The organism is Streptomyces sp. NPDC001889 (genome assembly GCF_053594535.1).
The window spans coordinates 38876-62072 of record NZ_JBSFER010000036.1; the positions used below are offsets into that span (position 1 = coordinate 38876).

General features: G+C 73.4%; 21 protein-coding genes, 1 tRNA gene and 1 pseudogene. 14 read left to right on the forward strand and 9 right to left on the reverse strand.

The annotated features are described in order from the left end of the window. Positions 1-4: 4 nt before the first annotated feature. The 5 genes from ACWCRA_RS32615 (at position 5) to tgmC (ending at position 3118) form a co-directional block, all read left to right on the forward strand. The gene (locus tag ACWCRA_RS32615; protein ID WP_351553572.1) at positions 5-247 is read left to right on the forward strand and encodes a hypothetical protein; all 243 of its coding nucleotides are present in this window, start codon (positions 5-7) and stop codon (positions 245-247) included. A gap of 1 nt (position 248) precedes the next feature. Beyond that, positions 249-554 (forward strand): hypothetical protein, encoded by a 306-nt coding sequence (locus ACWCRA_RS32620; RefSeq protein ID WP_351553457.1) that lies wholly within the window; start codon positions 249-251, stop codon positions 552-554. 163 nt (positions 555-717) lie between these two features. Next, a complete protein-coding gene (locus ACWCRA_RS32625) occupies positions 718-951 on the forward strand; it encodes a putative ATP-grasp-modified RiPP (RefSeq protein WP_351553454.1) in 234 nt (77 codons plus the stop codon). Between the two features lie 6 nt (positions 952-957). Continuing rightward, positions 958-1938, forward strand: coding sequence for an ATP-grasp ribosomal peptide maturase (gene tgmB, locus ACWCRA_RS32630; protein WP_451069264.1), 981 nt, complete (start codon positions 958-960; stop codon positions 1936-1938). Continuing rightward, positions 1931-3118 carry an ATP-grasp peptide maturase system methyltransferase gene (gene tgmC / locus ACWCRA_RS32635; RefSeq protein ID WP_451069265.1) on the forward strand — a complete coding sequence of 396 codons (1188 nt, stop codon included), beginning with the start codon at positions 1931-1933 and terminating at the stop codon, positions 3116-3118. Before tgmB ends, tgmC begins: the two co-directional genes overlap by 8 nt. A 315-nt stretch (positions 3119-3433) precedes the next feature. Here tgmC and ACWCRA_RS32640 read toward each other — a convergent pair whose 3' ends face one another. Beyond that, positions 3434-5011, reverse strand: a complete 1578-nt coding sequence (locus ACWCRA_RS32640) for a beta-N-acetylhexosaminidase (protein WP_451069266.1) — start codon at positions 5009-5011, stop codon at positions 3434-3436. A 119-nt stretch (positions 5012-5130) separates the two neighbouring features. Here ACWCRA_RS32640 and ACWCRA_RS32645 point away from each other — a divergent pair, with 119 nt between their 5' ends. From ACWCRA_RS32645 to glmS, 3 genes are all read left to right on the forward strand, one after another. Further along, positions 5131-6042, forward strand: coding sequence for a DUF4429 domain-containing protein (locus tag ACWCRA_RS32645; protein ID WP_451069267.1), 912 nt, complete (start codon positions 5131-5133; stop codon positions 6040-6042). Positions 6043-6196: 154 nt separating this feature from the next. After that, entirely contained in the window at positions 6197-6439 is a 243-nt protein-coding gene (locus ACWCRA_RS32650) for a hypothetical protein (protein WP_351553570.1), read from the forward strand. 113 nt (positions 6440-6552) lie between these two features. Next, positions 6553-8370 (forward strand): glutamine--fructose-6-phosphate transaminase (isomerizing), encoded by a 1818-nt coding sequence (glmS, locus tag ACWCRA_RS32655; protein WP_351553441.1) that lies wholly within the window; start codon positions 6553-6555, stop codon positions 8368-8370. A gap of 401 nt (positions 8371-8771) precedes the next feature. Here glmS and ACWCRA_RS32660 read toward each other — a convergent pair whose 3' ends face one another. Next, a complete protein-coding gene (locus ACWCRA_RS32660) occupies positions 8772-9293 on the reverse strand; it encodes a universal stress protein (RefSeq protein WP_351553438.1) in 522 nt (173 codons plus the stop codon). Between the two features lie 590 nt (positions 9294-9883). On the opposite strand from ACWCRA_RS32660, the gene ACWCRA_RS32665 reads away from it, so the two are divergent. The 4 genes from ACWCRA_RS32665 to ACWCRA_RS32680 all read left to right on the forward strand — a co-directional run bounded on the left by ACWCRA_RS32665 (position 9884) and on the right by ACWCRA_RS32680 (position 12782). Further along, on the forward strand, positions 9884-10315 hold the full coding sequence (locus tag ACWCRA_RS32665; RefSeq protein WP_451069268.1) for a hypothetical protein: 432 nt from the start codon (positions 9884-9886) through the stop codon (positions 10313-10315). Between the two features lie 404 nt (positions 10316-10719). Next, complete coding sequence (locus ACWCRA_RS32670; RefSeq protein ID WP_451069269.1) at positions 10720-11925, forward strand: GlxA family transcriptional regulator; 1206 nt, start codon at positions 10720-10722, stop codon at positions 11923-11925. A gap of 9 nt (positions 11926-11934) precedes the next feature. Beyond that, positions 11935-12546, forward strand: a complete 612-nt coding sequence (gene orn / locus ACWCRA_RS32675) for an oligoribonuclease (protein ID WP_351553433.1) — start codon at positions 11935-11937, stop codon at positions 12544-12546. A 163-nt stretch (positions 12547-12709) separates the two neighbouring features. Further along, positions 12710-12782, forward strand: a tRNA-His gene (locus tag ACWCRA_RS32680). A 501-nt stretch (positions 12783-13283) separates the two neighbouring features. Here the strand turns inward: ACWCRA_RS32680 and ACWCRA_RS32685 are convergent. Next, complete coding sequence (locus ACWCRA_RS32685; protein ID WP_351553430.1) at positions 13284-14717, reverse strand: sensor histidine kinase; 1434 nt, start codon at positions 14715-14717, stop codon at positions 13284-13286. Beyond that, complete coding sequence (locus ACWCRA_RS32690; protein ID WP_351553427.1) at positions 14714-15454, reverse strand: response regulator transcription factor; 741 nt, start codon at positions 15452-15454, stop codon at positions 14714-14716. Before ACWCRA_RS32690 ends, ACWCRA_RS32685 begins: the two co-directional genes overlap by 4 nt. Positions 15455-15645: 191 nt before the next feature. Between ACWCRA_RS32690 and ACWCRA_RS32695 the strand changes: the two genes are divergently transcribed. Beyond that, complete coding sequence (locus ACWCRA_RS32695) at positions 15646-16224, forward strand: hypothetical protein (protein ID WP_451069270.1); 579 nt, start codon at positions 15646-15648, stop codon at positions 16222-16224. A 36-nt stretch (positions 16225-16260) separates the two neighbouring features. Here ACWCRA_RS32695 and ACWCRA_RS32700 read toward each other — a convergent pair whose 3' ends face one another. Next, positions 16261-17133: a spermidine synthase gene (locus ACWCRA_RS32700; protein WP_451069271.1), complete on the reverse strand. Its 873-nt coding sequence runs from the start codon at positions 17131-17133 to the stop codon at positions 16261-16263. Between the two features lie 136 nt (positions 17134-17269). Continuing rightward, entirely contained in the window at positions 17270-17692 is a 423-nt protein-coding gene (locus ACWCRA_RS32705; protein ID WP_451069273.1) for a hypothetical protein, read from the reverse strand. A 359-nt stretch (positions 17693-18051) separates the two neighbouring features. On the opposite strand from ACWCRA_RS32705, the gene ACWCRA_RS32710 reads away from it, so the two are divergent. Further along, entirely contained in the window at positions 18052-19530 is a 1479-nt protein-coding gene (locus ACWCRA_RS32710; protein WP_451069272.1) for a tetratricopeptide repeat protein, read from the forward strand. Between the two features lie 522 nt (positions 19531-20052). On the opposite strand, the gene ACWCRA_RS32715 is transcribed toward ACWCRA_RS32710, so the two are convergent. The 3 genes and pseudogenes from ACWCRA_RS32715 to ACWCRA_RS32725 all read right to left on the reverse strand — a co-directional run. Continuing rightward, positions 20053-21426, reverse strand: a complete 1374-nt coding sequence (locus tag ACWCRA_RS32715; protein ID WP_351554236.1) for an AAA domain-containing protein — start codon at positions 21424-21426, stop codon at positions 20053-20055. 14 nt (positions 21427-21440) lie between these two features. Next, entirely contained in the window at positions 21441-23027 is a 1587-nt protein-coding gene (locus ACWCRA_RS32720; RefSeq protein WP_351554098.1) for a hypothetical protein, read from the reverse strand. Beyond that, positions 23018-23197 (reverse strand): annotated as a pseudogene (locus ACWCRA_RS32725) (hypothetical protein); the annotation flags it as partial. The gene ACWCRA_RS32720 and the pseudogene ACWCRA_RS32725, both read right to left, overlap by 10 nt.

The following is a 23197-nucleotide window of genomic DNA, read 5'->3' on the forward strand; positions in this document are numbered from 1 at the left end:
CCCCATGCACACCCCCGAGACCCCCCCTCCCCCCTACACCCCCGACCTCGGCGAGGTCGCCAAGGACACCTCCCTCAAGAAGGTCGGCCGGGTCATGGGCCAGGTCGGAGGCCGCTACCAGCTGCGCCCCCTCGCGGGCGGCCGGGAGTGGGACGTGCGCCCCGAGCACCTGGCCCCGGCAGCCCGGTCCGATGTCCTCAGCGCCTGGGTCGCCGAGATCAACTCCCGCAGCCGGAGGGGTCTCTGAGATGCCCGGACCGTCACACCTCATATGCGGCGCGGGCTCCCTTCTCGCCCTGAGCGGCCCGCTCATTCTCCGGTGCGTCCTGGAGCAGCACCGGTCCGGAGCGCACTGGGGCCCGGTGGGGCCCGGGCCCTGCGAGACCTGGGCGTCCTGGGAGACCGGACACCTGCCCACGTCCGCACTCTCCCTCCCCCGGTGCGGCGAGCCCCCCGCCTGCACCCTCTTCCACCACCATCCCGGCGCCCACAGCCCCGCCCTCTCCGACCCGCTCCGGCATCTCTCGGACAGACCACGGGTGCCGCTGCTCTGACTCCGTCCCCGCCGGGCCTTCCGCATCCATGCTCCCCCACGGCGGAATCCCCGGCGGGGGCGGGTGGATTCTGTCCAAGCGGTAGCCTCCCGGCAGCCGCATATCGCAAGGGAAGGACCCTCGCGTGGCAACGCCTGCACCTTCAGATCAGGTTCCATGGGCAATGCGGTTGGTCACCGACCGGCTGCCAATCGGACCTCCCTCCTACGTATCCGTGACGCTCGACCCGAGCACGCAGACCGCCGTCTACACCGACAACACCGGCCAGGCGACGGACAGGGGCAAGCACGGCACCAGCAAGACCACTGGCACCGCATCGATGTCCGGGGGCGGCGACGGACAGGGCCCGCAGCCCCAGACCCACGACGACCACACCACCGACTACCAGTCGGACTGACTCGCGATGGCCTCCACCGTCCTGGTCATCACCGCGCTGGAGGACGTCACCGCGGACTGGGTGATCTCCGAGCTGAACGAGCGCGAGGTGGCGGTCGCCCGCGTCGACCCGGCCGACATCGGATCGGGCCTGACTTTCGGCGCCCGGATCGGCGCCGGGACACCGACCTGGAGCGGGCGGTTGGTCACGAGCAGCCGGGTGGTGGAGCTGGAGGACGTGGCGGCGGTGTACTACCGCCGCCCCGGCCCCTGGCGATACGCCCACCTACCCGCTCAGCAAAGCGACTTCGCCACGGCCGAGGCACGGCACGGACTCGGCGGCGTCCTGAACAATCTGCACGACGCCATCTATGTCAACCATCCGTCGGCCGTCACCCGAGCAGATTTCAAACCCGCTCAGCTCCAGCTCGCCACGCGGTTGGGACTGGCCATCCCGCCGACGCTCATCACCAACGACGCGGACGAGGCAGCCGGTTTCGCCGCCGAGTACGGGCCCGTCATCTACAAGACGTTCCGCGGTCTGCCCCGGGACGACGACGGACACGCCGGTGCGATCTGGGCCCAGCGGGTCGACCCCGGTACCTTCGACGATTCCCTGAAGGTCACGGCGCACTTGTTCCAGGCCGAGATCCCGAAGTCCGGAGATGTGAGGGTGACCGTGGTCGGCCGCCGCGTCTTCGCCCAACAGATCATCCATCCCGACGGTGCGCTCGACTGGCGCCGCGGCGACTGGGACGAGCTGAAGCACGCTTCCGTCACCGTCCCGGCCGGTGTCGAAGCAGCGCTGCACGGCTACCTGGCCGCATGCGGCCTGGTCTTCGGCTGCTTCGACTTCGCTCTCACCGGCACCGCCCGATCGGCGGAGAACTGGACCTTCATCGAGTGCAACCCCAACGGCCAGTGGGGCTGGCGCCCGGACGCCTGCGACATCACCACCGCATTCGCCGACCTTCTGCAGAACGGAGCACACCGTGGACCCCATGAGTGACATCGAGGCCGACGCGGCCGGTCTGCGCGCCGGCCTGGCGCGCTCCCTCACCGGGGATCGTCCGGGTGAGGGAAGCTGGAGGGCGGCGGTAGCCACGGTGCCACGGCACCGGTTCGTGCCGGGCTTCTACCTGGCATCAGGCAGGGTCGACGGGCGGGGGCTGCCCGTGTGGGAGCCGGTCACCGCAGAGCTCGACCACGGCCGGTGGCTGGCAGCCGCGTACGCGGACACGACACTGATCACACAGTTCGACGGCGACGAGGCGGACTGGAAGAACCCGGCAGCCCGTCATGGCGGAGCTCCAACCTCCTCCTCCACTCTGCCGTCACTCGTGGTCCGGATGTGGTCCGACGCGGACATCGAGGAAGGGCACAGTTTGCTGGAGATCGGCACCGGTACCGGCTACTCGACCGCGCTCGCATGCGAACGCCTCGGCTCGGCGGCCGTCACCTCGGTCGAGGTCGACGGCCGACGGCTGGAGCAGGCCGCCGGAGCACTGTACGGGCTGGGCTACACCCCCACCTTGGCCGTGGCGGACGGGCTGTACGGGTACTGGCCCGAAGCACAGTTCGACCGGATCGTGGCCGCCTGCTCCTTCCGCGCCGTGCCGCCGGTGCTGCCGGCGCAGACCCGACCGGGTGGGAAGATCCTTCTCACTCTCTCGGGCTGGCTCCACGGATACGCCCGTGTCCTGCTCACCGTCGCCAAGGACGGGACCGCCGAGGGGCCGTTGCTGAGCGGCACGGTGTCGTTCATGCCGGCGCGCACCCATGCGGCGCCGGAGTTCGGCAACCCCGCCCACTGGGCCGCCGGCCTTCCCGGGGAAGGCCGCAGCGCGAAGCACAGCCCGGAGCGCATCACCGCCGCCACCGAGGAGGCGTTCCATCTTCGGTTCCTCGCCCAGTGCGCGGTGCCTGGCGCCCAGATGACGACGGTCGGCGATGTGGTGCACCTGGCCGACGTGGTCACCGGCTCCGCCGCCACCCTCACGCCGTGCGAAGGCGGCTGGGTGGTGCGCGAGGGCGGGCCGGTCGGGCTGTGGGACCGCGTCGAGGCAGTCCTCAGCTCATACGACGCGGCCGACCGCCCCGGCCCGGAGACCTTCCGGCTGCACGTCCACCACGGCGGGCAACACCTGCGGCACCCGCGAATGCCACCCCTGTCCCTGCCAAAGCCCTGAGACGGCGTCTCACCGCACACGGACTGGCGGGTGCCCGCGTTCGGATCACCCCTGACGGGGTCGTCCACCTCTCCCGTGGCCGCTAGGCGGCGACCCTGGGCGCGCCTTGAAGCGGGTTCCCGGCGGCCGGGAGAGCGGGCAGGCACCCATGACGACGGCCCCAGCGATGAGCGCTCGGGGGGCCGTGGGCCCATGTGGGATGTTCCCGCTCATGGCCGGAGGCCGTGCCCCCGGGGCGCGGGTCGAGCCGTCCCGCTCCGGGCGCGGGGGCCCGGGCACGGGACGGCCCGGTACGGGAGGGGGCGCCCGATGGTGTCAGGCCCCGGAGCCGGCCTCGCCCCACGGCACCGTCGGCGACTTGTAGTACGCGATCCCCAGCGCCTCCCACCTCGGCGCCTGCGCCGCCAGCCGGTGGCGGAACTCGGACCACTCGCCGCCGGCGGACCAGCCGCGCTCGGCGGTACTCAGCAGGCGGGGGAAGGCCATGTACTCCAGCTGCTCGGTCGTCTCGACCGTCTCCGTCCAGATCGCGGCCTCCACACCCAGGACCGCGTCCTGCGGGACACCCTCCAGATAGGTGGCGGGGTCCCAGTCGTAGGAGTGGTCGACCTCCACCAGGCCGGCCCACTTCAGGCCCAGCTCGTCCTCGGCCGTGTACTTGTGGTCGAGGTAGGTGCGGTCGGCCGGGGAGAGGATCAGCCGGACGCCCTGGGCGGCCAGCCCGGCCACCCCGGCGCGCTCCTCGGCCGAGGTGCCGTCCCACCCCCAGTACTGCGCCACCGCGCCCGGCGCGGGCTCGGCGCCCGCGAGCTGGTGCCAGGCGACCACGGTCTTGCCGTACTTGGCGACCACGGCCTGGGCGCGCTTCATGAAGACGGCGTAGTCCTCCGCGCTGGTGGCGTCGGCCTCGTCGCCGCCGATGTGGAGGTACCGGCCCGGGGTGATCTCCGCGACCTCGCGGAGCACATCGTCCACGAAGTCGTAGGTGATCTCCTTGCCCACGGTCAGCGAGCTGAAGCCGACCTCCGTCCCGGTGTGCACCTCGACCGTGACCCCGTCGGGGTTCAGCTCGGGGTACGCGGCGAGCGCGGCGGCGGTGTGGCCGGGGAAGTCGATCTCGGGGATGACCTCCAGATGGCGGGAGGCCGCGTACTCGACGATCTCCGTGTACTGGGCCTTGGTGTAGTGGCCGCCGGAGCCGCCGCCGACGGCCGTGGCCGCGCCGGCGACGGTCAGCTCGGGCCAGGAGTCGATGGCGAGCCGCCAGCCCTGGTCGTCGGTGAGGTGCAGATGCAGCTTGTTGATCTTGTAGAGGGCGAGCTGGTCGATATAGCGCTTGAGCTGCCCGACGGTGAAGAAGTGGCGTGCCACATCGACCATCGCGCCCCGGTAGGCGAAGCGCGGGGTGTCGGTGACGACCCCGCCGGGCACCGTCCACGGACCGGGCTGCGCGGTGTCCCGCTCCACGGCGGGCGGCAGCAGCTGGCGCAGGGTCTGTACGGCGTGGAAGAGCCCGGCGGGCTCGCGGGCGGTGAGGGTGAGCGCGCCGTCCGCCGACTCCAGCCGGTAGCCCTCGTCCCCGAGGGCGCTCTCGGCCGGGTCGAGCCGCAGCCGGATGCCGTCCTCGCCGTCCTCGGAGGTCAGCGGGAGGAGCAGACCGGTGGAGGGGCGCAGCACCCCGGCGAGGTAGTCGCCGACGGTGCGCGCTTCGCCAGTGGCCCCGACGCGGATGGCCGTCTCGGAGGTGAGGGTGTACGCGCCGTCCCCCGGCAGCACCGACGCCGGGGCCGGTACGACCCGGCCGAGGGCGGTGGGAAGAGGGGGCGTTCCGGGCGGTGTCACAGCAGAGTCCCTTCGCCGGGCGCCGCGCCTGAGGACGCCCACCGTGCCCATGGTGCCCCGTGACCGGGTTCCAGGTATAGACCATCTAGTTTGAACGGCTCCGCCCGGAGCCGCTCCGCGCCCGCCCGAACCCACCCGGGCGCCGCCCTTCCGGGTGAAAGAATCGCCGCATGGCGGAAATCATCCAGAAGGACGGGACCTGGACCTTCGACGGGGACACCGTGCGCGTCGTGCCCGGCTCCGACAAGGGCGTGAGCCCGCTGCGCAGATCGCTGGGCGAGCTGGCCGTGCCACTGGCCGCGCTCGTCGGGATCTCCTTCGAGCCGGGCCGGAAGTCGGGCCGGCTGCGGCTGCGGCTGCGCGACGGCGCCGACCCGCTGCTCCAGATCACCGGCGGCAAGCTCTCCGAGGGGTCGGACCCCTATCTGCTGACCGTGGAGAACGACCGAGGCGGAGTCGCCGGGTACTTCGTCGACGCGGTGCGCACCGCACTGCTCCTGGAGCAGATCCCCGCCGATCCGGTGGACCGCTATCTGCTGCCGGGGCCCGCCGTGCCGATCACGGTGAGCGCGGGCGACGGCACCGCCGCCTTCGACGGGGAGCGAATCCGGCTGTCGTGGAACTGGAAGACGGAGGAGTCCAAGACATCCGGCGGGCCGCGCACGATCGCCCTGGATGAGGTGGCGGCGGTGGAGTGGCTGCCGACCTCCGGTCTGGAGAACGGATACCTCCGCTTCACCGTGGGCCGGTCGCCGGCCACCACCCCGCCCAAGTACGACCCGCACGCCGTGGAGCTGTGGGGCTTCCGCAAGGACCCGCTGATGGCGCTGGTCGCGGCGGCGGTGGTGGCACGGATGCCGCATCCGTACGCCACGGCGGCCCCCTTCCTCTCTTCCCCCTCCCCGGCCTCCCCGGCCGAAGCCCCGCCGGCGGCGCCCGCCGCGCCCGCCGCGCTCCCCGGCGGCGGCGACCATGACGCGCTGCTGCGCCGGCTGCGGGAGCTGGGCGATCTGCGGCAGAGCGGGGTACTGACCGAGGAGGAGTTCAGCACGGCCAAACAGGCGATCCTCCGACAGCTTTAACACCACTCCTGCCCGGAATCGGGCAGGATTCTTGCAATGGTGGCGATCTACCCTTCAGTATCGACGGGTGCTCGAACATCATCAGCCCGGTCGTCCGCCGTCCGCCCCACCCTCGACACCCTCGACACCCTCGGCGGCACCGCATGACGACCTCATAGACCACCTGGTCCGCAGCACCGCGCTCCGGCGCGGCGAGGCGGCCCGGGTGGTGCTCGATGTGCTGGCGTACTTCGACGAGAGAACCGAGGAGTACGTCCGCCGCCGCCACCGGGAGCTCCAGTCCGGCGGCCTGGCGAACACCGAGATCTTCGAGCGGATCGCGGCCGAGCTGCCGCACCGCGCCGTGACGCCGCCGGAGCTGTCGCTCCGCCAGCTGCGCCGCATCGTCTACGGCTGACAGCCGCCCGGCCGGCGGCGTTCCGCGTCCCGGCCGGGCGGCGTCCGGGCCCACACCCCCGCCCCTGTGCACGGCGGGGATCTTCACGGATGATCTACGGAGGGGAAGAACCCATGTGCGGAATTGTCGGATACATCGGTCGGCGCGATGTGGCGCCGCTGCTGCTGGAGGGCCTTCAGCGACTGGAGTACCGGGGCTACGACTCCGCCGGCATCGTGATCACCAGCGCCAAGTCCCCGGGGCTGAAGCTGGTCAAGGCCAAGGGCCGGGTCCGTGACCTGGAGGCCCGCGTCCCCAAGCGCTTCGCCGGCACCACCGGCATCGCCCACACCCGCTGGGCCACCCACGGCGCCCCGAGCGACCGCAACGCCCACCCCCACCTCTCCCCCGACAGCCGGGTGGCACTCGTCCACAACGGCATCATCGACAACGCCTCCGAGCTGCGCGTACGCCTGGAGGCCGAGGGTGTCGTCTTCGCCTCGGAGACCGACACCGAGGTCCTCACCCATCTCATCGCCCGCTCCCCGGCCGACACCCTGGAGGAGAAGGTCCGCCAGGCGCTGAAGATCGTCGAGGGCACCTACGGCATCGCCGTGATGCACGCGGACTTCGGCGACCGGATCGTTGTCGCCCGCAACGGCTCCCCGGTCGTCCTCGGCATCGGCGAGAAGGAGATGTTCGTCGCCTCCGACGTCGCCGCGCTGGTCGCCCACACCCGCCAGATCGTCACCCTCGACGACGGCGAGATGGCCACCCTCAGGGCCGACGACTTCCGTACGTACACCACCGAGGGCTCGACCACCACGGCCACCCCGACCACCGTGGAGTGGGAGGCCGAGTCGTACGACATGGGCGGCCACGACACGTACATGCACAAGGAGATCTCCGAGCAGGCCGACGCCGTGGACCGGGTGCTGCGCGGCCGGATCGATGACCGGTTCGCCACCGTGCACCTCGGCGGGCTCAATCTGGACCCGCGCGAGGCCCGCTCGATCCGCCGGGTGAAGATCCTCGGCTGTGGCACCTCGTACCACGCGGGAATGATCGGCGCGGGGCTGATCGAGTCCCTGGCCCGCATCCCGGCGGACGCCGAGCCCGCGTCCGAGTTCCGCTACCGCAACCCGGTGGTGGACCCCGACACCCTCTACATCGCGGTCTCCCAGTCGGGTGAGACCTACGACGTGCTCGCCGCCGTCCAGGAGCTGAAGCGCAAGGGCGCCCGGGTGCTGGGCGTGGTGAACGTGGTGGGCTCGGCCATCGCCCGGGAGGCGGACGGCGGCACCTATGTCCACGCCGGACCCGAGGTCTGTGTGGTCTCCACCAAGTGCTTCACCAACACGGTCGTCGCCTTCGCGCTGCTGGCGCTGCACCTGGGCCGCATCCGCGACCTCTCGGTCTCCGAGGGCAAGCGGATCATCGAAGGACTGCGCCGGCTGCCCGAGCAGATCACCGAGATCCTGGAGGCCGAGGCGGACATCAAGAAGCTGGCGGAGGAGTACGCGGGGGCCCAGTCGATGATGTTCATCGGCCGGGTGCGCGGCTATCCGGTGGCGCTGGAGGCCTCCCTGAAGCTCAAGGAGATCTCCTACATCCATGCCGAGGCGTATCCGGCGTCGGAGCTGAAGCACGGGCCGCTGGCGCTGATCGAGCCCGCGCTGCCGACGGTGGCGATCGTCCCGGACGACGACCTCCTGGAGAAGAACCGGGCGGCACTGGAGGAGATCAAGGCCCGCAGCGGGCGCATCCTCGCGGTGGCCCACCGGGAGCAGGAGAAGGCCGACCACACCATCGTCGTGCCGAAGAACGAGAACGAGCTGGACCCGATCCTGATGGGCATCCCGCTCCAGCTCTTCGCGTACCACACGGCGCTGGCGATGGGCCGGGACATCGACAAGCCGCGCAACCTGGCGAAGTCGGTCACCGTCGAATAGCACCGGAGCCCGGGAGCCGCGACCGGGACCACCACGGGACCGGAGCCGGGACCGCACGGACGGAATCCGGTCCCCCCGCACGCCGCCACCAGAGTGTGCGGGGGGACCGGGCCGACCGGCTCGCGGCCCAGTGCGCGCCGGCCCGCGCGGCCTGGGCCGGTGGCCGTCACTCCCCGGCCGGCAGCGCGTTCGGGACCCGAACCGTCCCTGCTCGTACGGGATATGGGGCGCCCCACTCCACGGCGGGCTCCCCTCCGGTCCTCCCGGTCCGTCCTCGCACGGTCTCGGCACAGGCCAACGACCGTTATGTACCCTTCACAAGCGCACAACGCACCTCTGCGGCGGGGGAGATTTCACGGCGGCCGGAATCGGCTGACCGGGTGTCACCGACCGGGCGGCGGTCAGGGGATGACGACGACGGGGCGCTGGGCGCGCCGCGCGAGGCGGCCGGCCACCGAGCCGAAGATCCGGCCGACGATGCCATGGGTGGAGCCGACCACGATCGCGTCGGCGGAGTACTCCCGGCCGACCTCTTCCAGCTCGTGGCAGATGTCGCCCCCGCGCTCGACCAGAATCCACGGCACCTCGGCGAGATAGTCCGCGCAGGCCAGCTCCAGGCCCAGGACCTCGGTGCGGTGGTCGGGGACATCCACGAAGACGGGGGGCTCGCACCCCGCCCAGACGGTGGTGGGCAGCCGGTTGGCCACATGGACGATGATCAGACCGGAGCCGGAGCGCCGGGCCATGCCGATGGCGTAGGCGAGCGCCCGCTCACTGGAAGTGGACCCGTCGAAGCCGACGACGACTCCGTGGCGGAACGCCGGATCGCAGGAATGGCGTGACTCTTCGGCCGCCTGCAGATCCGACGTGGGGTCGGCTACCTGCTTGCGGTCCGCGGGTTCGGGGATCTCGTGACCTGCCATCGGTGTCTCGGCGAAGGAAGTCCTCAGTAGAGGGAACGACATGGCGACGGATGCGGTGTCCGGGAATATCTTCCCTGGCCCATACCCGCAAGGGTACGGCGACACTCCTCTCCTGCCCAAGGGCCGGCCGGCCCAATCAGACGTTCAAGGGAGCATGCCTGAGGAGGTCCCGGATGGCAATGCCACTTGGTGCCTACAGCTGTCTGGGCCGGCCCGGGGCCCGCGCCGGCCGCCGCGGACGCGCGGCGGGACCGGACACCCGGCCCCGGGACCGGGCCCGCAGACGGCGGCAGGGGCCCGCGGGGCCGGGTATGTCAGCGGCGACCCGGGACGGCCGGAATCGGGGTGGTACGCCCCGGTGTGAAACGATCACTCTGGCAAAGCCGCACACATCGCGGGCTCCCCCGGCGGGGCGCCCGTGAGCAGGACGGCCTACTGGCCGGTACACGACCTTTCCGAGCAGGTCGCGCGGCCGTTCCGGAGTGGTCGCGCGCGGGTCGGCCGCCCGGCCGGGGCACCCGTGCCGCAGTGACCGGAAGGCTGCGCTCCTCGTTGGCTCCTCGGTCACCCAGCAGCCCGAGGGAGCTTCCGTGTCCCCACGCCCGTCCCCGCGCACCCGAGCCCGCACCCGTCCGCCGTCGGCCGTCCGCTCCCCCTCGGCCCGGGGCGCCCGCGGCTCCCGGGCCGCCCGCTCCCCCGCGGCCGACTCCGCGACCGACGTGGTCCGGTGGGCGGCGTTCAGCTGCCTGCTCGTCCCCGTCGTCCTGGTGGTGTACGGGGCGTCGGTCGGCGGCGCGGCGGCGGTGGCGCTCGGTCTCGCCGCCGTGACGACCGTCTGCCGGATGCTGCTGCGGCACGCGGAGCGCGGCGCGGCCGGGGCACACGCCCGCGACCGGAGGGCGGGGCCGGAGGGCCGGCACGCGGGGGCGCGGGACCGGCACACGGGGACGGCGGGGACGGGGCGCGGGCGGCGGGCCCGGACGGCCGGCGGCACACGCCGCGGAGGTCGGCACAGCGGCTGAGAAGGCCCCTGGGACTGACCCGTTCGCACGCCCGCACCCGTATAGTTTCAGCCAACTTCGTGCTGGTACCCATCCCTTGGGGAAATGGCCTGCCTACCCCCTTGTCACCTGGCAGGAAAGGACTATTCGCGTCGCTCACACCCAACGGGGACGGGCCATGCGCGCACGGCGCACTTCCCTGGGGAGCCTGCGAGTGGAACCCTTCGTGATCGAATGCTTCGCGCCAAGTTGTCAGGCAGACATAGCGGGGCATGACGAACTTGTCACGGCGGCGCCACGGGACGCAGTAGATTCGATCTTGAGTATCGAAGGCTCGTAACTCGTGCAAAACCGAGGGGAAACGTGCAGGAGCGAAAGGCCCGAAACGAACGGGGAGACGCGAATACCGAGGGGGGCTTAGCGTCATGAGTCAGGACTCCGCCGCACCGGAGGTAGCACGAAAGCTCTCGGGGCGCCGGCGCCGGGAAGTCGTCGCGGTACTGCTCTTCAGCGGCGGTCCCATCTTTGAGAGTTCCATCCCGCTCTCGGTGTTCGGTATCGACCGACAGGACGCCGGGGTTCCGCGCTATCGACTGCTCGTCTGCGCAGGCGAGGAAGGGCCACTGCGGACCACCGGTGGCCTCGAACTCACCGCGCCGTACGGCCTGGAGGCCATCGGCAGGGCGGGCACCGTCGTCGTACCGGCCTGGCGGTCGATCACATCACCGCCGCCGCCGGAAGCGCTGGACGCGCTGCGCCGGGCGCATGAGGAAGGAGCACGGATAGTAGGACTGTGCACGGGCGCGTTCGTCCTCGCCGCCGCCGGTCTGCTGGACGGCCGTCCGGCGACCACGCACTGGATGTACGCGCCGACACTGGCGAAGCGGTACCCGTCCGTCCATGTGGACCCCAGGGAGCTGTTCGTCGACGACGGCGATGTGCTCACCTCGGCGGGCACGGCGGCCGGAATCGATCTCTGTCTGCACATCGTGCGCACCGACCACGGCACGGAGGCCGCCGGGGCGCTCGCCCGCAGGCTGGTCGTGCCGCCGAGGCGCAGTGGCGGGCAGGAACGCTATCTGGACAGGTCTTTACCCGAGGAAATCGGGTCGGACCCGTTGGCCGAGGTCGTCTCCTGGGCGCTGGAGCATCTTCACGAGCAGTTCGACGTGGAGACGCTGGCGGCCAGGGCGTACATGAGCCGACGGACCTTCGACCGGCGATTCCGATCCCTGACCGGCAGCGCGCCGCTCCAGTGGCTGATCACCCAGCGGGTGCTCCAGGCGCAGCGGCTCCTCGAAACCTCGGACTACTCCGTGGACGAGGTCGCCGGGCGCTGCGGCTTCCGTTCGCCGGTGGCACTGCGCGGGCACTTCCGACGGCAGCTGGGCTCGTCCCCGGCCGCCTATCGGGCGGCCTACCGGGTGCGCCGGCCCCAGGGCGAGTCGGCTCCGGCCTCGGTGGTGGAGTCGGTCGTACCGGTACAGGCCAGGCGGACGGCCGCCGCGGCGGGTGTCCCAGGTCACACCGCCACCTCGACCGTCCCCCCGGAGCTGGGAAAGCCGCCGGCCGGCGCCTACGCGGCGGGCCACGGACGTCCCAGCCTGCCCGGTCAGCGGAGTGCGCCATAAGGTAGTCGCATGAACGACCGCATGGTGTGGATCGACTGCGAGATGACCGGGCTCTCGCTGTCGGACGACGCACTCATCGAGGTGGCCGCACTGGTCACCGACTCGGAACTGAACGTGCTCGGAGAAGGGGTGGATGTCGTCATCCGCCCCCCGGACGCGGCCCTGGTGACCATGCCCGAGGTGGTGCGGCAGATGCACACCGCCTCGGGCCTCCTCGGCGAGCTGGCGGGCGGCACCACGCTCGCCGCCGCCGAGGAGCAGGTCCTCGCCTATGTCCGCGAGCATGTGAAGGAGCCGGGCAAGGCCCCGCTCTGCGGGAACTCGGTGGGTACGGACCGGGGCTTCCTCCTGAGGGACATGCCCGCCCTGGAGAGCCATCTCCACTACCGGATCGTGGATGTCTCGTCGGTGAAGGAGCTGGCGCGCCGCTGGTATCCCCGGGCCTACTTCAACAGCCCGGAGAAGAGCGGCAACCACCGGGCGCTGGCGGACATCCGCGAGTCGATCGCGGAGCTGCGCTACTACCGGGAGGCGGTCTTCGTACCGCAGCCCGGCCCCGACTCCGAGACCGCCAGGACCATCGCGGCGAAGCACGTGCTCGCGCCGGAGCAGCCGGAGTAACCGGAGCGGTCCCAGCGGTACGGAGCGGTACGGAGCAGGGCGCGGGAAGAGGGTGGCGGGGGTCCGGAAGGGCTCCGCGCCGGCGGCGGGGAAACCCTGGCGCGAGCACCCCTCGGAACCCTGTACACTTTTCCTCGGCCGGTAAGAAAAACGACCGGTCATGGTGGGTGTAGCTCAGCTGGCAGAGCACCTGGTTGTGGTCCAGGATGTCGCGGGTTCAAGTCCCGTCACTCACCCTGATGGATGAAGGGGCCGACCTCGGAAACGAGTCGGCCCCTTCGTCATGCCCGGGCCGAGGGAATCGCCAGGGGGACGGCCGGGGGAACACGGCGGGAACAAGGGCCCCGGCCGGCGGGCCCGGCCCTTGGCGTCCGCCCCGCCCCCTCCGGGAGAACCCCCGGAAACGGCGCGTCCCGGTCGGATTGGGGGAGCCGACCGGGACGCGCGGGTGGGGGGCAGGAGTTGCTCAAGGGGTGGTGCGGGGCCACCGGGGCCCGCGTCCTCTCGCCTGGGGGTGCGAGAAGCGGGAAGCGGGCTCTTTCTCCGCGGTGTGTGGCACCACGCTACCGAGCCCAGAACAGGCAAACCACCCATTCCGGGTGAGGGTCTCCGTTCTTAGGACGCGCTTAAGGGCGGCATCGGAACCCATTAAGACGCCGGGCCGCCGGCCTCCCCGAGGGGAGAGCGGCGGCCCGGCGGGCGGCGGCCCGGGCCCGTGGCCCGGCGCCGCGAGGCGGTCAGGAGTCGGGGCCGCCGCCCACACGGGAACGGGAGCGGGGACGGCCGCCCCGGGGGCGGCGGCGCTCCGGGACGCGGTGGCCGCGCCGGCGCTCGCCGGGGACGGCCACCAGCGCCTCCAGGCCGAGCCAGATCCGCACCTCCGTGCCGCCCAGCACCGAGCTGCCGATACGGACGTCACCGCCGGTGGACTCGGCGACCCGGCGCACGATGTCCAGGCCGAGCCCGGTGGAGCCGTCCCGTCCGTTGCTGTTGCCGCGGGCCATCGCCGCCGCCGGGTCGGCGATGCCCGGACCCGCGTCGGAGACCAGGACGATCACCGCGTCCTCGCCGTTGTGGACATCGACCGAGAAGGCGGTGCCCTCGGGCGTGTGGCGGAAGACATTGCCGAGCAGCGCGTCCAGGGCGGCGGCCAGCTCCGGGCGGGCCACCGGGAGACGTACGGGACGGTCGACGCCGGCGACCCGGACCTTGCGGCCCTCGTCCTCCGCCAGGGCGGACCAGAAGTCCATCCGCTCCCGCACCACCTCGGAGACATCGCAGCCCGCGCCCGGTCCGGCGGCCGTCGTCTGCGGCTTGGCCTCCCGGGCCGTACGGATGATGGTGTCCACCTCGCGTTCGAGCTGCTCGACCGCCGCGCGGGTCTGATCGGCGGCGGGCCCCTCGCCCAGCGAGGCCGCGTTGAGCCGCAGCACGGTGAGCGGGGTGCGCAGCCGGTGGGAGAGGTCGGCGGCCAGCTCCCGCTCGTTGGCGAGGAGCTGGACCACCTGGTCGGCCATGGCGTTGAAGGCGATCGCCGCCGAGCGCAGCTCGGGCGGGCCCTCCTCGGGGACCCGGGCCCCGAGCCGGCCCTCGCCCAGGTCGTGGGCGGCGCCCGCGAGCCGCTGCGCGGGCTGCACCATCCGGATGCCGAGGCGGTCGGCGACCGCGACCGAGCCGACGATCAGCGCGACACCGACCCCGGCGAGCATCAGCCAGGCGGTGACCACCCCCTTGGTGACCTCCTTGTCGGGGATGAAGACCTCGACCAGCGCGATCTGCCCGGTGCTGATGGCGTTGGGCTGGATCAGCGCCCAGCCGCCGGGGACCTCGGTGGTGGAGGCCCGGCCGAGCCGCTGGGTGGTGACGAGATCCGCCTCGGCGGCCCGGCGGATACCGATCTCCTCGGCCGCCGCGCCGGAGCCCTTCGGGGCCGGGATGTGGACCGCCATCCGGCCCGCCGAACCGGCCTGGGTGGAGTTGACGGCCTTCTCCAGCTGCTCGCGCTCATCCGTGATGGAGAGGGTGGGGACGAGAGCGGCGGCCTGCCGTTCGGCGTTGGTGAAGGCCCGGTCCCGGGCCATCTCCTTGATGACCAGTCCCAGCGGTATGGCGAAGGCCACCACCACCATCACGGTGACAGCCAGGGAGACCTTGACCAGCGCCCATCTCATCTTTGATGTCCTCGTCGGTGTCCGGGTGGGGGGTGTCCGGGTGGGGAGCCCTCCGGCGGTTCGAGTTTGACCCCGACCCCGCGGAGGGTGTGCAGATAGCGCGGCCGGGCCGCGGTCTCGCCGAGCTTGCGCCGGAGCCAGCTCAGATGGACGTCGATGGTCTGGTCGTCCCCGTAACTCTGCTGCCAGACCTCGGCGAGCAGTTCCTTGCGGGGGACGACCACACCGGGCCGCCCGGCGAGAAAGGTCAGGAGGTCGAACTCCCGGCGCGTCAGATCCAGCGTGACGCCGTCGAGTTCGGCCTGCCGGCGCAGCGGGTCGATGGAGAGGCCGCCGACCTGGAGGACCCGTGAGGGCGGGGCGTCGCCGGCCGGGACGCGGGAGCGGCGGAGCACGGCCGCCATCCGCGCGGAGAGGTGCTCCACGGAGAACGGTTTGGTGAGGTAGTCGTCGGCGCCGTCGTTGAGCAGCCGGACGATCTCCGTCTCGTCGTCCCGCGCGGTCGCGATGATCACGGGCACGTCGGTGATGCCACGGAGCATCTTCAACGCCTCCGAACCGTCCAGATCGGGCAGGCCGAGGTCGAGAATGACCACGTCGAACCGGAAATGGGCCACCTCGCGCAGCGCCTCCAGGGCCGTGCCGACGCTCCGCACCGTATGGGATGCCTCGGTCAGATGCCGGATGAGGGCGGAGCGCACGAACTGGTCGTCCTCGACCACGAGCACACTTGCCATGGGCGGCACCGTACGCCATGCCGAGTGGCCCGGTCTCCCGGGGGAGTTGGGCGGCCGGCCGGAGCGCGGCCGGGCGCGCCGCCGGGCCGCCGCGTGGGCACACCGCCGGGCGCGCGGTCGGGCCATCACCGGGAATGCCATCCGGAATAGGCCCATCCCATCGGGGACAGAGTTGGGGCACGTGGTGCAGTATGGGGCCGATGCGTAGAGGACTTGTACATGCCATTGCGTGGTCGATGGCCACCGGGGCAGCGGTGACCCTGACCTGGTGGGGGGTTCACACGGTGATGTCCGGGACCGCGTACGACCGGCCCCGCGCGGTGGCGATCGACACGGACGCCGAGAGCACCGAGCCGGAGGAGCCGCAGGCCTCATCCACCAAGCGCCCCCGGAGCGCGCCCCCGAAGACCGCTTCGGAACGGGCTCCGGAGACGGCGGACCGGTCGGAGGAGACGGTGCCCGGCCCGACGCGGTCCTCGGCCGGCGGCACGGTCCAGGGCAATCAGACGCCGATGTCGTCCAGCCCGTCCGCCTCGGCGGCCTCGACGAGCAATGTGAAGCCGTACACCGTGGACGGCGGGCGGGTCGTGCTCGACCTGGGCAAGAGGTCCGCGGAGCTGGTGTCGGCGACGCCCAACGCGGGCTGGACGATGGATGTGTGGAAGGAGCCGTGGTGGATTCGGGTGACCTTCACCAAGGACGGCCGTGAGGTGTCGGTCTTCTGCACCTGGCACGCGGGCCCGCCGACCGTCGTGTTCGACGACCGCTGAGCCGGGGACTCCCGGAGGCCTTCCGGGCCCCGGGGGTCACTGGAAGACGGCGGGCGGCGGCGCCGGGGAGGGCTTGGCGCCGGCGTCGGTGACGGGCTCGGCGCCGCCGGTGAAGTCCCTCAGCTCCCGGCCGTGTTCGACCCGGCCGGGGTGCGGGTCGCCCGCCACCCGGCGGGTCAGCTCGGCGACCGGGAGAGCGGTGTCGGAGGCGAGCAGCACGGCGTTCCCGAAGCGCCGGCCGCGCAGTACCGCCGGGTCGGCGGCGAGCGCCAGTTCGGGGAAGACGGCCGCCGCCGTGGCGACCTGGGCCCGGAGGTGGGCGAGTGGCGGGCCGTCGGCGAGATTGGCGGCGTACTGACCGCCGGGCCGCAGCACCCGGCGGACCTCGGTGAGGAACTCGGTGCTGGTGAGGTGCGCCGGGGTGCGGGCGCCGCCGAACACATCCGCGATGATCAGATCGGCCCAGTCGTCGGGGAGTTTCCCGAGTCCGGCGCGGGCGTCCATGGCGCGCACCCGGACACGGGCGTTCGGGTCCAGCGGGAGATGGGTGCGGACCAGCTCGACCAGGGCCGCGTCCAACTCGACGATCTGCTGGGTGGAACGGGGGCGGGTCGCCGCGATGTAGCGGGCGAGCGTGAAGGCGCCGCCGCCGAGATGGACGGCCCGGAGGGGGCGTCCGGGCGGGGCGGCGAGATCGGCGACATGGCCGAGGCGGCGCTGGTACTCGAAGGTGAGCACGGCCGGATCGTCGAGATCGACATGTGACTGCGGGGCGCTGTCGATGAGCAGGGTCCAGCCGTGGGGCCGGTCCGGGTCGGGTATCAGCTCGGCGTTTCCGCCGTCGACCCGCGCGGCCACCGGGTCGGGCCGGCCCGGCCCTCCCGTACGCCGCCGCTTGCTCTTCGCCACCCGGCCATTATCCGTGGACTGCCGGGGCCCGGCGCGGCGGGGGCGGCCGTTCCCCGGGGAGCGGCCGTTCCTTGGGGGGCGGCCGTTCCTCGGGGGCGGGCCGGGCGCGCCGCCCGGGGCGCGGAGGGCGGCGCGGTCAGCGGCGGCTGTCGGCGGCCTCGATCAGCCGGGCCGCCTCTCCCAGGGCGCGGCGGAGCACCGCCGGGTCGGTGACCCGGTGCGGGTGCTCGGGCGGGAGGAGCCAGCCGGTGCCGCGCACGGGGGGCTCGGCGGGGACGCGCGGGCCCCGGCCCCAGGTCTGCGTACAGGCGCTGCCGGGGAGGTCCCAGCCGGCGGCGGTGCCGGGCGGGACCAGGAAGCCGAGGGTGTCGCAGCTTCCGTCGTGGAGTACGGGGCCGACGGCGGGGGCGGCGGTGCGGCGCAGGATGTCGACGGCCTCCAGGCCCTGCCGGGCGGGGACGGTCACCAGATCGCAGGCACCGGCGGCGCAGTCGCCGGGCGGGGGGCTGCTGTCGGCGCCGGGCCGGTGGCGGGCGGTGGTCGCGGGGGTCGCGGTCACGGCCGGGGGTGGGGGTGGGAGTGGGGTGGCCGGGGTGGCGGGTGCGGTGCCGGTGAGGGTCGGGGCGGGTGCCGCCGGTGCCCGGACGCCACCGCGAGCACTGATCTCCATGCCGGCCTCCATCACGGGGGAATCCCTTCCTCGCTCCAGGGGAGGCACGGACCGGGCCTCCCGGGTGTTCAACGGACCGGGGCGTCAAGGGCTACGGCGGCACACCGCCCAAAGGATGGCAGTTCATGGCAGATCGCGGCTGAGTTATCCCTTTTGCGGCCAAACTGTGGGTGTACAGGCCGTCACAGCAGGTACGTTCCCGGCTCGCTCGCCGGGAGGTGCGGCCATCCGCGAGAGAGGGCTCGGCCATGGGGACATCACAGGGTGCGGCGGCGGTTCCCAACAGCTCCTTCCGGCGGCTGCGCGGGCAGCTCTCCCCGGGGGAGTTCGCGGCGGCCGTCCGCAGGGCCGCCCGGCAGATCGGCGAGCAGGTGTCGTGCGACGCGCGCTATGTGGGGCGGGTCGAAGCGGGCGAGATCCGCTGCCCTAACTACGCCTACGAACGGGTATTCCTTCATATGTACCCGGGTCTGACGCTGGCGGACCTGGGGTTCACCGCGCGGGAGGTGGTGCGCGGCCGGGGGCGGCGCGAGCGGGCCGCCGGGGTGCCGGCGGCCCCCGCCGCACCGGCGGAGAAGGGCGGGAACAGGGGGACGGACCAGGGCAGGGGCAGGAGCGGGAGCGGGAGCGGGGACGGCGACGAGGAGAGCGATGTGTTGCGGCGCGCATTCATGACGAGCGGCTCGGCGACCGTGGCGGCGGCGTCCTTCGGGCTCGGCTCCGGGCTCGGCCTCGGTGCCGCGCTGCGCACCGGTGGCGGGACCGCGCCGGGTGCCGCCGGGGCGGGAGCGGGGGCCGGGGATGTGCCCGCGCCCCGGCGGGTCGGCGAGAGCGAGGTGGCGGCCGTCGAGGAGGCCGTCCGCCGGATCAGGCTGCTGGACGACCGCCACGGCGCGGACGGCCTCTACCAGCGGGCCGCCCAGCCGTTGCGGGCCGCCTACGCGCTGCTCGACTCCGGGATCTCCGCCCGCGGCTCCACCGCGGGGCGGCTGCACGCGGGCGCGGGCGAACTGGCGCTCTCCGTGGGGTGGCTGGCGCACGACTCGGCCCGCTTCGACGACGCCCGCTCCCACTACGCGGAGGCGCTGGCGACCGCTCGGGTCGCGGGGGACGCGGCCGTGGAGGCGCACGCCTTCTCCAACACCTCCTTCCTCGCCCGGGACGCCGGCCGCCACCGGGAGGCCGTCCGCGCCGCCCAGGCGGGTCTGCGGGCGGCCCGGGACCTGGGGTCGGCGCGGCTGCTGTCGCTGCTGGCGCTGCGGGAGGCGGGCGGGTGGGCCGGGCTCGGCGACCGGGCCGAGTGCGAGCGGGCGCTGGCGCGGGCGCACGGCCACTTCGACCGGGGGGTCTCGGCGGCGGACCCCGAGTGGATGTCCTTCTTCGGGCAGCCGGAGCTGGAGGCGCTCCAGGGGCAGTGCTGGGCCTCACTCGGCGAGTGGGCCCGCGCCGCCCGGCACGCCCGTCGCGCGGCATCGCTCCAGGACCACCGCTTCACCCGCAATCTGGCCCTCTACCGCGCGGAGTTGGCGGTGGACCTCGCCCACGACGGCGCACCGGACGAGTCGGCGGCGGCAGCGCGGCAGGTGCTGGATCTGCTGGAGGGGGTGCGGTCGTCGCGTATCCGCTCACTGCTGCGGACGACGGTGGTGGTGCTGCGGCCGCACGGGGCGGTTCCGGGGGTGCGGGATTTCCTGTCCCGCCACACCGAGGCCACCCATGGCGCGTAGCCGCGCCACGGGTGTTCGCGGAGCACGCGGGTCGGCTCTGCGGGGGTGTGAGGAGCCGCCTCGGCCTCGCCGGCGACTGAGCCCCCAACTCCGTGGAGCTCGCGCGGCGCCCCGGCCCCGTCGGCGATTGAGCCGCGCCCCCGGCTCCGTGGGTGATTGAGCCGCGCCCCTGGCCCCGTCGGTGATTGAGCCGCACCCCCGGCCCCGTCGGTGATTGAGCCGCACCCCCGGCCCCGTCGGTGATTGAGCCGCACCACTCCAGCCCCTCCGGCGATTGAGGAGCGGGGGTTCGGGGGCTGGCCCCCGACCGTGGCCCGCAGGATGCGGGGGTCCTGTGGCACAGGGTCCGTCCTCGAACTCCCCCAGAGCTGCCTCTGGGAGGTGCCCCCAGACGGGCTGGGTTTGCCCGGGTTGCCCGTGGCGCGGGGTCCGGCCTCGGGCTCCCCCAGAGCTGCCTCCGGGGGGCGGCCCCGGACGGGCTGGGTTTGCTCGGGCCACCCGTGGCGCAGGGGCGGTCCACAATCAGGGGTGGAGCGGGACGCGGTGTTCCGAGAGTCTCGCCAGGACCGCGTGATTCGCCTCCCAGCCATCGGGAAACTTCACCGTCACCCCCAGCTGAACCGGCTCCGTCGAGGGATGCTCGTCCAGCAGCTCACCCACCCCCGCGCGGCACACCACCACACACGCGTTCCGGTGGCGCGAGGTCAGCACACAGAGCCGGCCCGTCTCCAGATGGAAGGCGGTCGCGTCGGGGCGGCCCGACAAGGGGTGGAGGACCACGGTGACGTCGTACTCGCGGCCCTGGAGGCGGTTGGCCGTGTCCACCGTCACCCCGGACACCCCCAGCTCCGCGAGCGCCGCCCGGACCGCCGCGGCCTGGTCGCGGTGGGCGGTGCCGACCGCGATCCGGTCGGCACCGACGGGGGTGGGGACAGCATCCGCCGTCCCGGTCGCCGCCGCCCCCCGGTCCAGCAGCCTGCGGACCACCCGCGCCACCGCCCGTACCGCCTCGGGGTCGGTGCGCGGGGTGTGCCGCGCGGGCAGCTCCAGCAGACCCCACCCCGACTCGGCCGCCTCGTCCAGCACCCGGTCGTGCGCCGAGCCGTCCGACGCCGTGCCGAAGGAGAGCCGCCGGTCGCCGGGGCCGGTGCCGCTGCGGAAGGGGGTGTACGGATAGAAGGCGGCCGACACCAGCGGCGCGGCCGACGCGGGCAGCCGCCAGGAGACCGGCAGCCGGTGCTGGGGAAGCTCCGGATTGTGCGCGAGGAGGGTGGAGACCGCGCTCATGGACGGGTCGTACGACAGCCCGGCCCACTGCTCGGCGCCCACGATCGAGAAGGGGTCGAGCTGGCCCGGATCGCCCACGAACAGGGCCCGTTCGAAGAGCCCGGCGACCGCGAGGAGCGCGTCGGAGCGCATTTGGTACGCCTCGTCGACGATGGCGTGCCCCCAGGGCTCGACGCCCTGGACATGGGCCCACTTCGCCGCCGTGGAGATCACGACGTCGAGCCCGGCGAGATCGTTCGCCTTGCTGGACTTGCGGACGCCCGGGAGGTCGTCCAGCGCCTTGTCGTACGGGTCGGGGTCGCTGCTGTGCAGCCGCCCCACCGGCAGTCCCGGGTCCTTCTCCGCCAGACGCAGCACCAGATCGTCGACCTGGGCGTTGGTCTGGGCGATGACCATCAGGGGACGTCCCGCGGCGGCCAGTTCACGGGCGGCCCGGACGACGAGGGTGGACTTGCCCGCGCCGGGCGGGGAGTCGACGACCACGCCCCGGGCGGTGCCGTGCAGGGTGTCGGCGAGGATGCGCTCGGTGACCCCGGCCGCCGCGGCGGCGGGGTCGAAGGCGGTCCCGGGGCCGGCCCCGGGCGCGGTGGGGCCGAGCGGGCTCCCCATGGGGTCACGGGCGGTCACAGCACATCCTCCGGGGTCACCGGGTCCGGGTCCTCGGCCGCCGTGCCGGGCGGGCCGCCGTGGGTCCACGGCGTCTCCTCCGGCTCCGGCAGAGCGGGCCCGCTCCGCTGGTCGTGGGCGAACAGGGTCCAGTCGATCCGGTCGCCCTTGGCGGGTACGGACCCCTCCGCCGGGTCCTTGCCCCGGCCCATCCGGTCGGTGATCCGGAGCACCAGCACATCGGGCGCCTCGTACCCGGCGAACTCCGCCGTCTGGGGCCTGCCGTCGAGCGAGCGGTACACCTTGACGCGCTCGGTGAGCCGGGGCCGGTCGTCGGTGCGGAAGGTGACCAGGGGGCGGGGCGAGCGGCGCGCCGAATCCGCCCGCGCCATCACCACCTCGATGACCTCGCCGCTGAACGCCTCGCCGGCCAGTCTGCGCCCGGCGAGCACCAGCGGGTCGTCCAGCGCCTCCTGGGCGTCCAGCCGCGCCTGGGCGGTCTCGCGGGAGGCGAGCTTGCGGGCGGCGGTGACCGCGTCGTCACGGCGCGGCTGGGGCGGCTCGCCGGCCAGGACGCGGTCGCGGTGGGAGGTGAACGACCAGCGGTCGCGGGTCCAGCGGTCGGCGACCCGGGCGCCCTCGGGCAGCTCCCGGAGCAGGTCGAGACCGCGCCAGACCGCCTGCCAGGTGGGCTCCATCTGGGTGAGCAGCAGCCGGCGGATCTCCCGCTCGGCGACGGAGAGCTGTCCGAGCCAGCCGTCCGCGTGCGCGCCCTCCTCGGCGGCGGCGAGCGCCTGGCGGACCCGGTCGTAGGACTCGACGGCGGGGGCGAGGAGCCGGTTGTCGAAGGCGGGGTCGGTGGCGGGCCCGGCGGGCGGGCAGAGGAGCTGGCCCCGGGCGTCCCGGCCGGTCTCGGCGCGGAGCGCGGCCTCGGCCCCGGAGCCGCCGTCCGGCGGGTCGATCCAGGCGAGCAGCGCGCCCAGGTGCTGGTCCTCCAGCGAGGACTGGCCGGTCGCCCAGTGCCGGCCGAGGAGGTCGGTGGCCGAGAGCAGCAGTGACGACCCCGGGACCCGGGCCCGCTCGCCGTAGTGGGTGAGCCAGCGGCCGAGGAGCGGGACGCGCGGCGGGGCGGGGTAGGGCGTGTCGGGGTCCTGCTCGGCGGTGCGGCGGAAGCGCATGGAGCGGCCGAGGAGCCGGACGAACTCGATGGCGGCCCTGCCGGGGACGATCAGCTGGGGCGCGTCCGCCGCCAGCTCGGCCTCGACCTTGACGCGCCTGCCGGTCTCCGGGTCGGCCTCGGTCCGCTCGACCTGTTCCGTCTCGTCGCCGTAGGAGTCGATGTACGGGAGGACGGCGTCGGCCAGCTCGGCGAGGAAGGCGAAGCGCAGCTCGCGGTCGCGCGGCTGGGCCACGGTCAGCAGCCGGGGCCGCGCGGGGTCGGTGCCGACGAGCGCGCCGAGCGGGGCCCCGGCCTCGCCCGCGGTGGTCAGCGGCACGAGGACGAGGGGCCGGTCGGCCAGATACCGGTGGCGGACGGTGGCCAGCGGGCGGGCCCGGCCGCTCTCCACCGCCTCCAGCCGGGCGAGGGTGGTGATCAGTGACATCCGGCGGCCTCCGGGAGGTGGTCGCGGCCGGCGCGGGCGTGCGGGACGGCCGCCCCGGCGAGGGCCTCCGCGCGCAGGGCCTCGGCGCGGCGCAGGGCGGCGACGGCCGGGTCCGCGGGGTGGGGGGCGGCGGCCGCCCCGCCCCGGGGGGCGGGCCGCACCCCGCCGCT

Bases quoted from the DNA above. Each gene is read 5' to 3' on its own strand.
- ACWCRA_RS32615 (WP_351553572.1), top strand. From the start codon at position 5: ATGCACACCCCCGAGACCCCCCCTCCCCCCTACACCCCCGACCTCGGC.
- ACWCRA_RS32620 (WP_351553457.1), top strand. From the start codon at position 249: ATGCCCGGACCGTCACACCTCATATGCGGCGCGGGCTCCCTTCTCGCC.
- ACWCRA_RS32625 (WP_351553454.1), top strand. From the start codon at position 718: ATGCGGTTGGTCACCGACCGGCTGCCAATCGGACCTCCCTCCTACGTA.
- tgmB (WP_451069264.1), top strand. From the start codon at position 958: ATGGCCTCCACCGTCCTGGTCATCACCGCGCTGGAGGACGTCACCGCG.
- tgmC (WP_451069265.1), top strand. From the start codon at position 1,931: ATGAGTGACATCGAGGCCGACGCGGCCGGTCTGCGCGCCGGCCTGGCG.
- ACWCRA_RS32640 (WP_451069266.1), bottom strand. From the start codon at position 5,011: ATGGGCACGGTGGGCGTCCTCAGGCGCGGCGCCCGGCGAAGGGACTCT.
- ACWCRA_RS32645 (WP_451069267.1), top strand. From the start codon at position 5,131: ATGGCGGAAATCATCCAGAAGGACGGGACCTGGACCTTCGACGGGGAC.
- glmS (WP_351553441.1), top strand. From the start codon at position 6,553: ATGTGCGGAATTGTCGGATACATCGGTCGGCGCGATGTGGCGCCGCTG.
- ACWCRA_RS32660 (WP_351553438.1), bottom strand. From the start codon at position 9,293: ATGGCAGGTCACGAGATCCCCGAACCCGCGGACCGCAAGCAGGTAGCC.
- ACWCRA_RS32670 (WP_451069269.1), top strand. From the start codon at position 10,720: ATGAGTCAGGACTCCGCCGCACCGGAGGTAGCACGAAAGCTCTCGGGG.
- orn (WP_351553433.1), top strand. From the start codon at position 11,935: ATGAACGACCGCATGGTGTGGATCGACTGCGAGATGACCGGGCTCTCG.
- ACWCRA_RS32685 (WP_351553430.1), bottom strand. From the start codon at position 14,717: ATGAGATGGGCGCTGGTCAAGGTCTCCCTGGCTGTCACCGTGATGGTG.
- ACWCRA_RS32690 (WP_351553427.1), bottom strand. From the start codon at position 15,454: ATGGCAAGTGTGCTCGTGGTCGAGGACGACCAGTTCGTGCGCTCCGCC.
- ACWCRA_RS32695 (WP_451069270.1), top strand. From the start codon at position 15,646: ATGGGGCCGATGCGTAGAGGACTTGTACATGCCATTGCGTGGTCGATG.
- ACWCRA_RS32710 (WP_451069272.1), top strand. From the start codon at position 18,052: ATGGGGACATCACAGGGTGCGGCGGCGGTTCCCAACAGCTCCTTCCGG.
- ACWCRA_RS32715 (WP_351554236.1), bottom strand. From the start codon at position 21,426: ATGGGGAGCCCGCTCGGCCCCACCGCGCCCGGGGCCGGCCCCGGGACC.
- ACWCRA_RS32720 (WP_351554098.1), bottom strand. From the start codon at position 23,027: ATGTCACTGATCACCACCCTCGCCCGGCTGGAGGCGGTGGAGAGCGGC.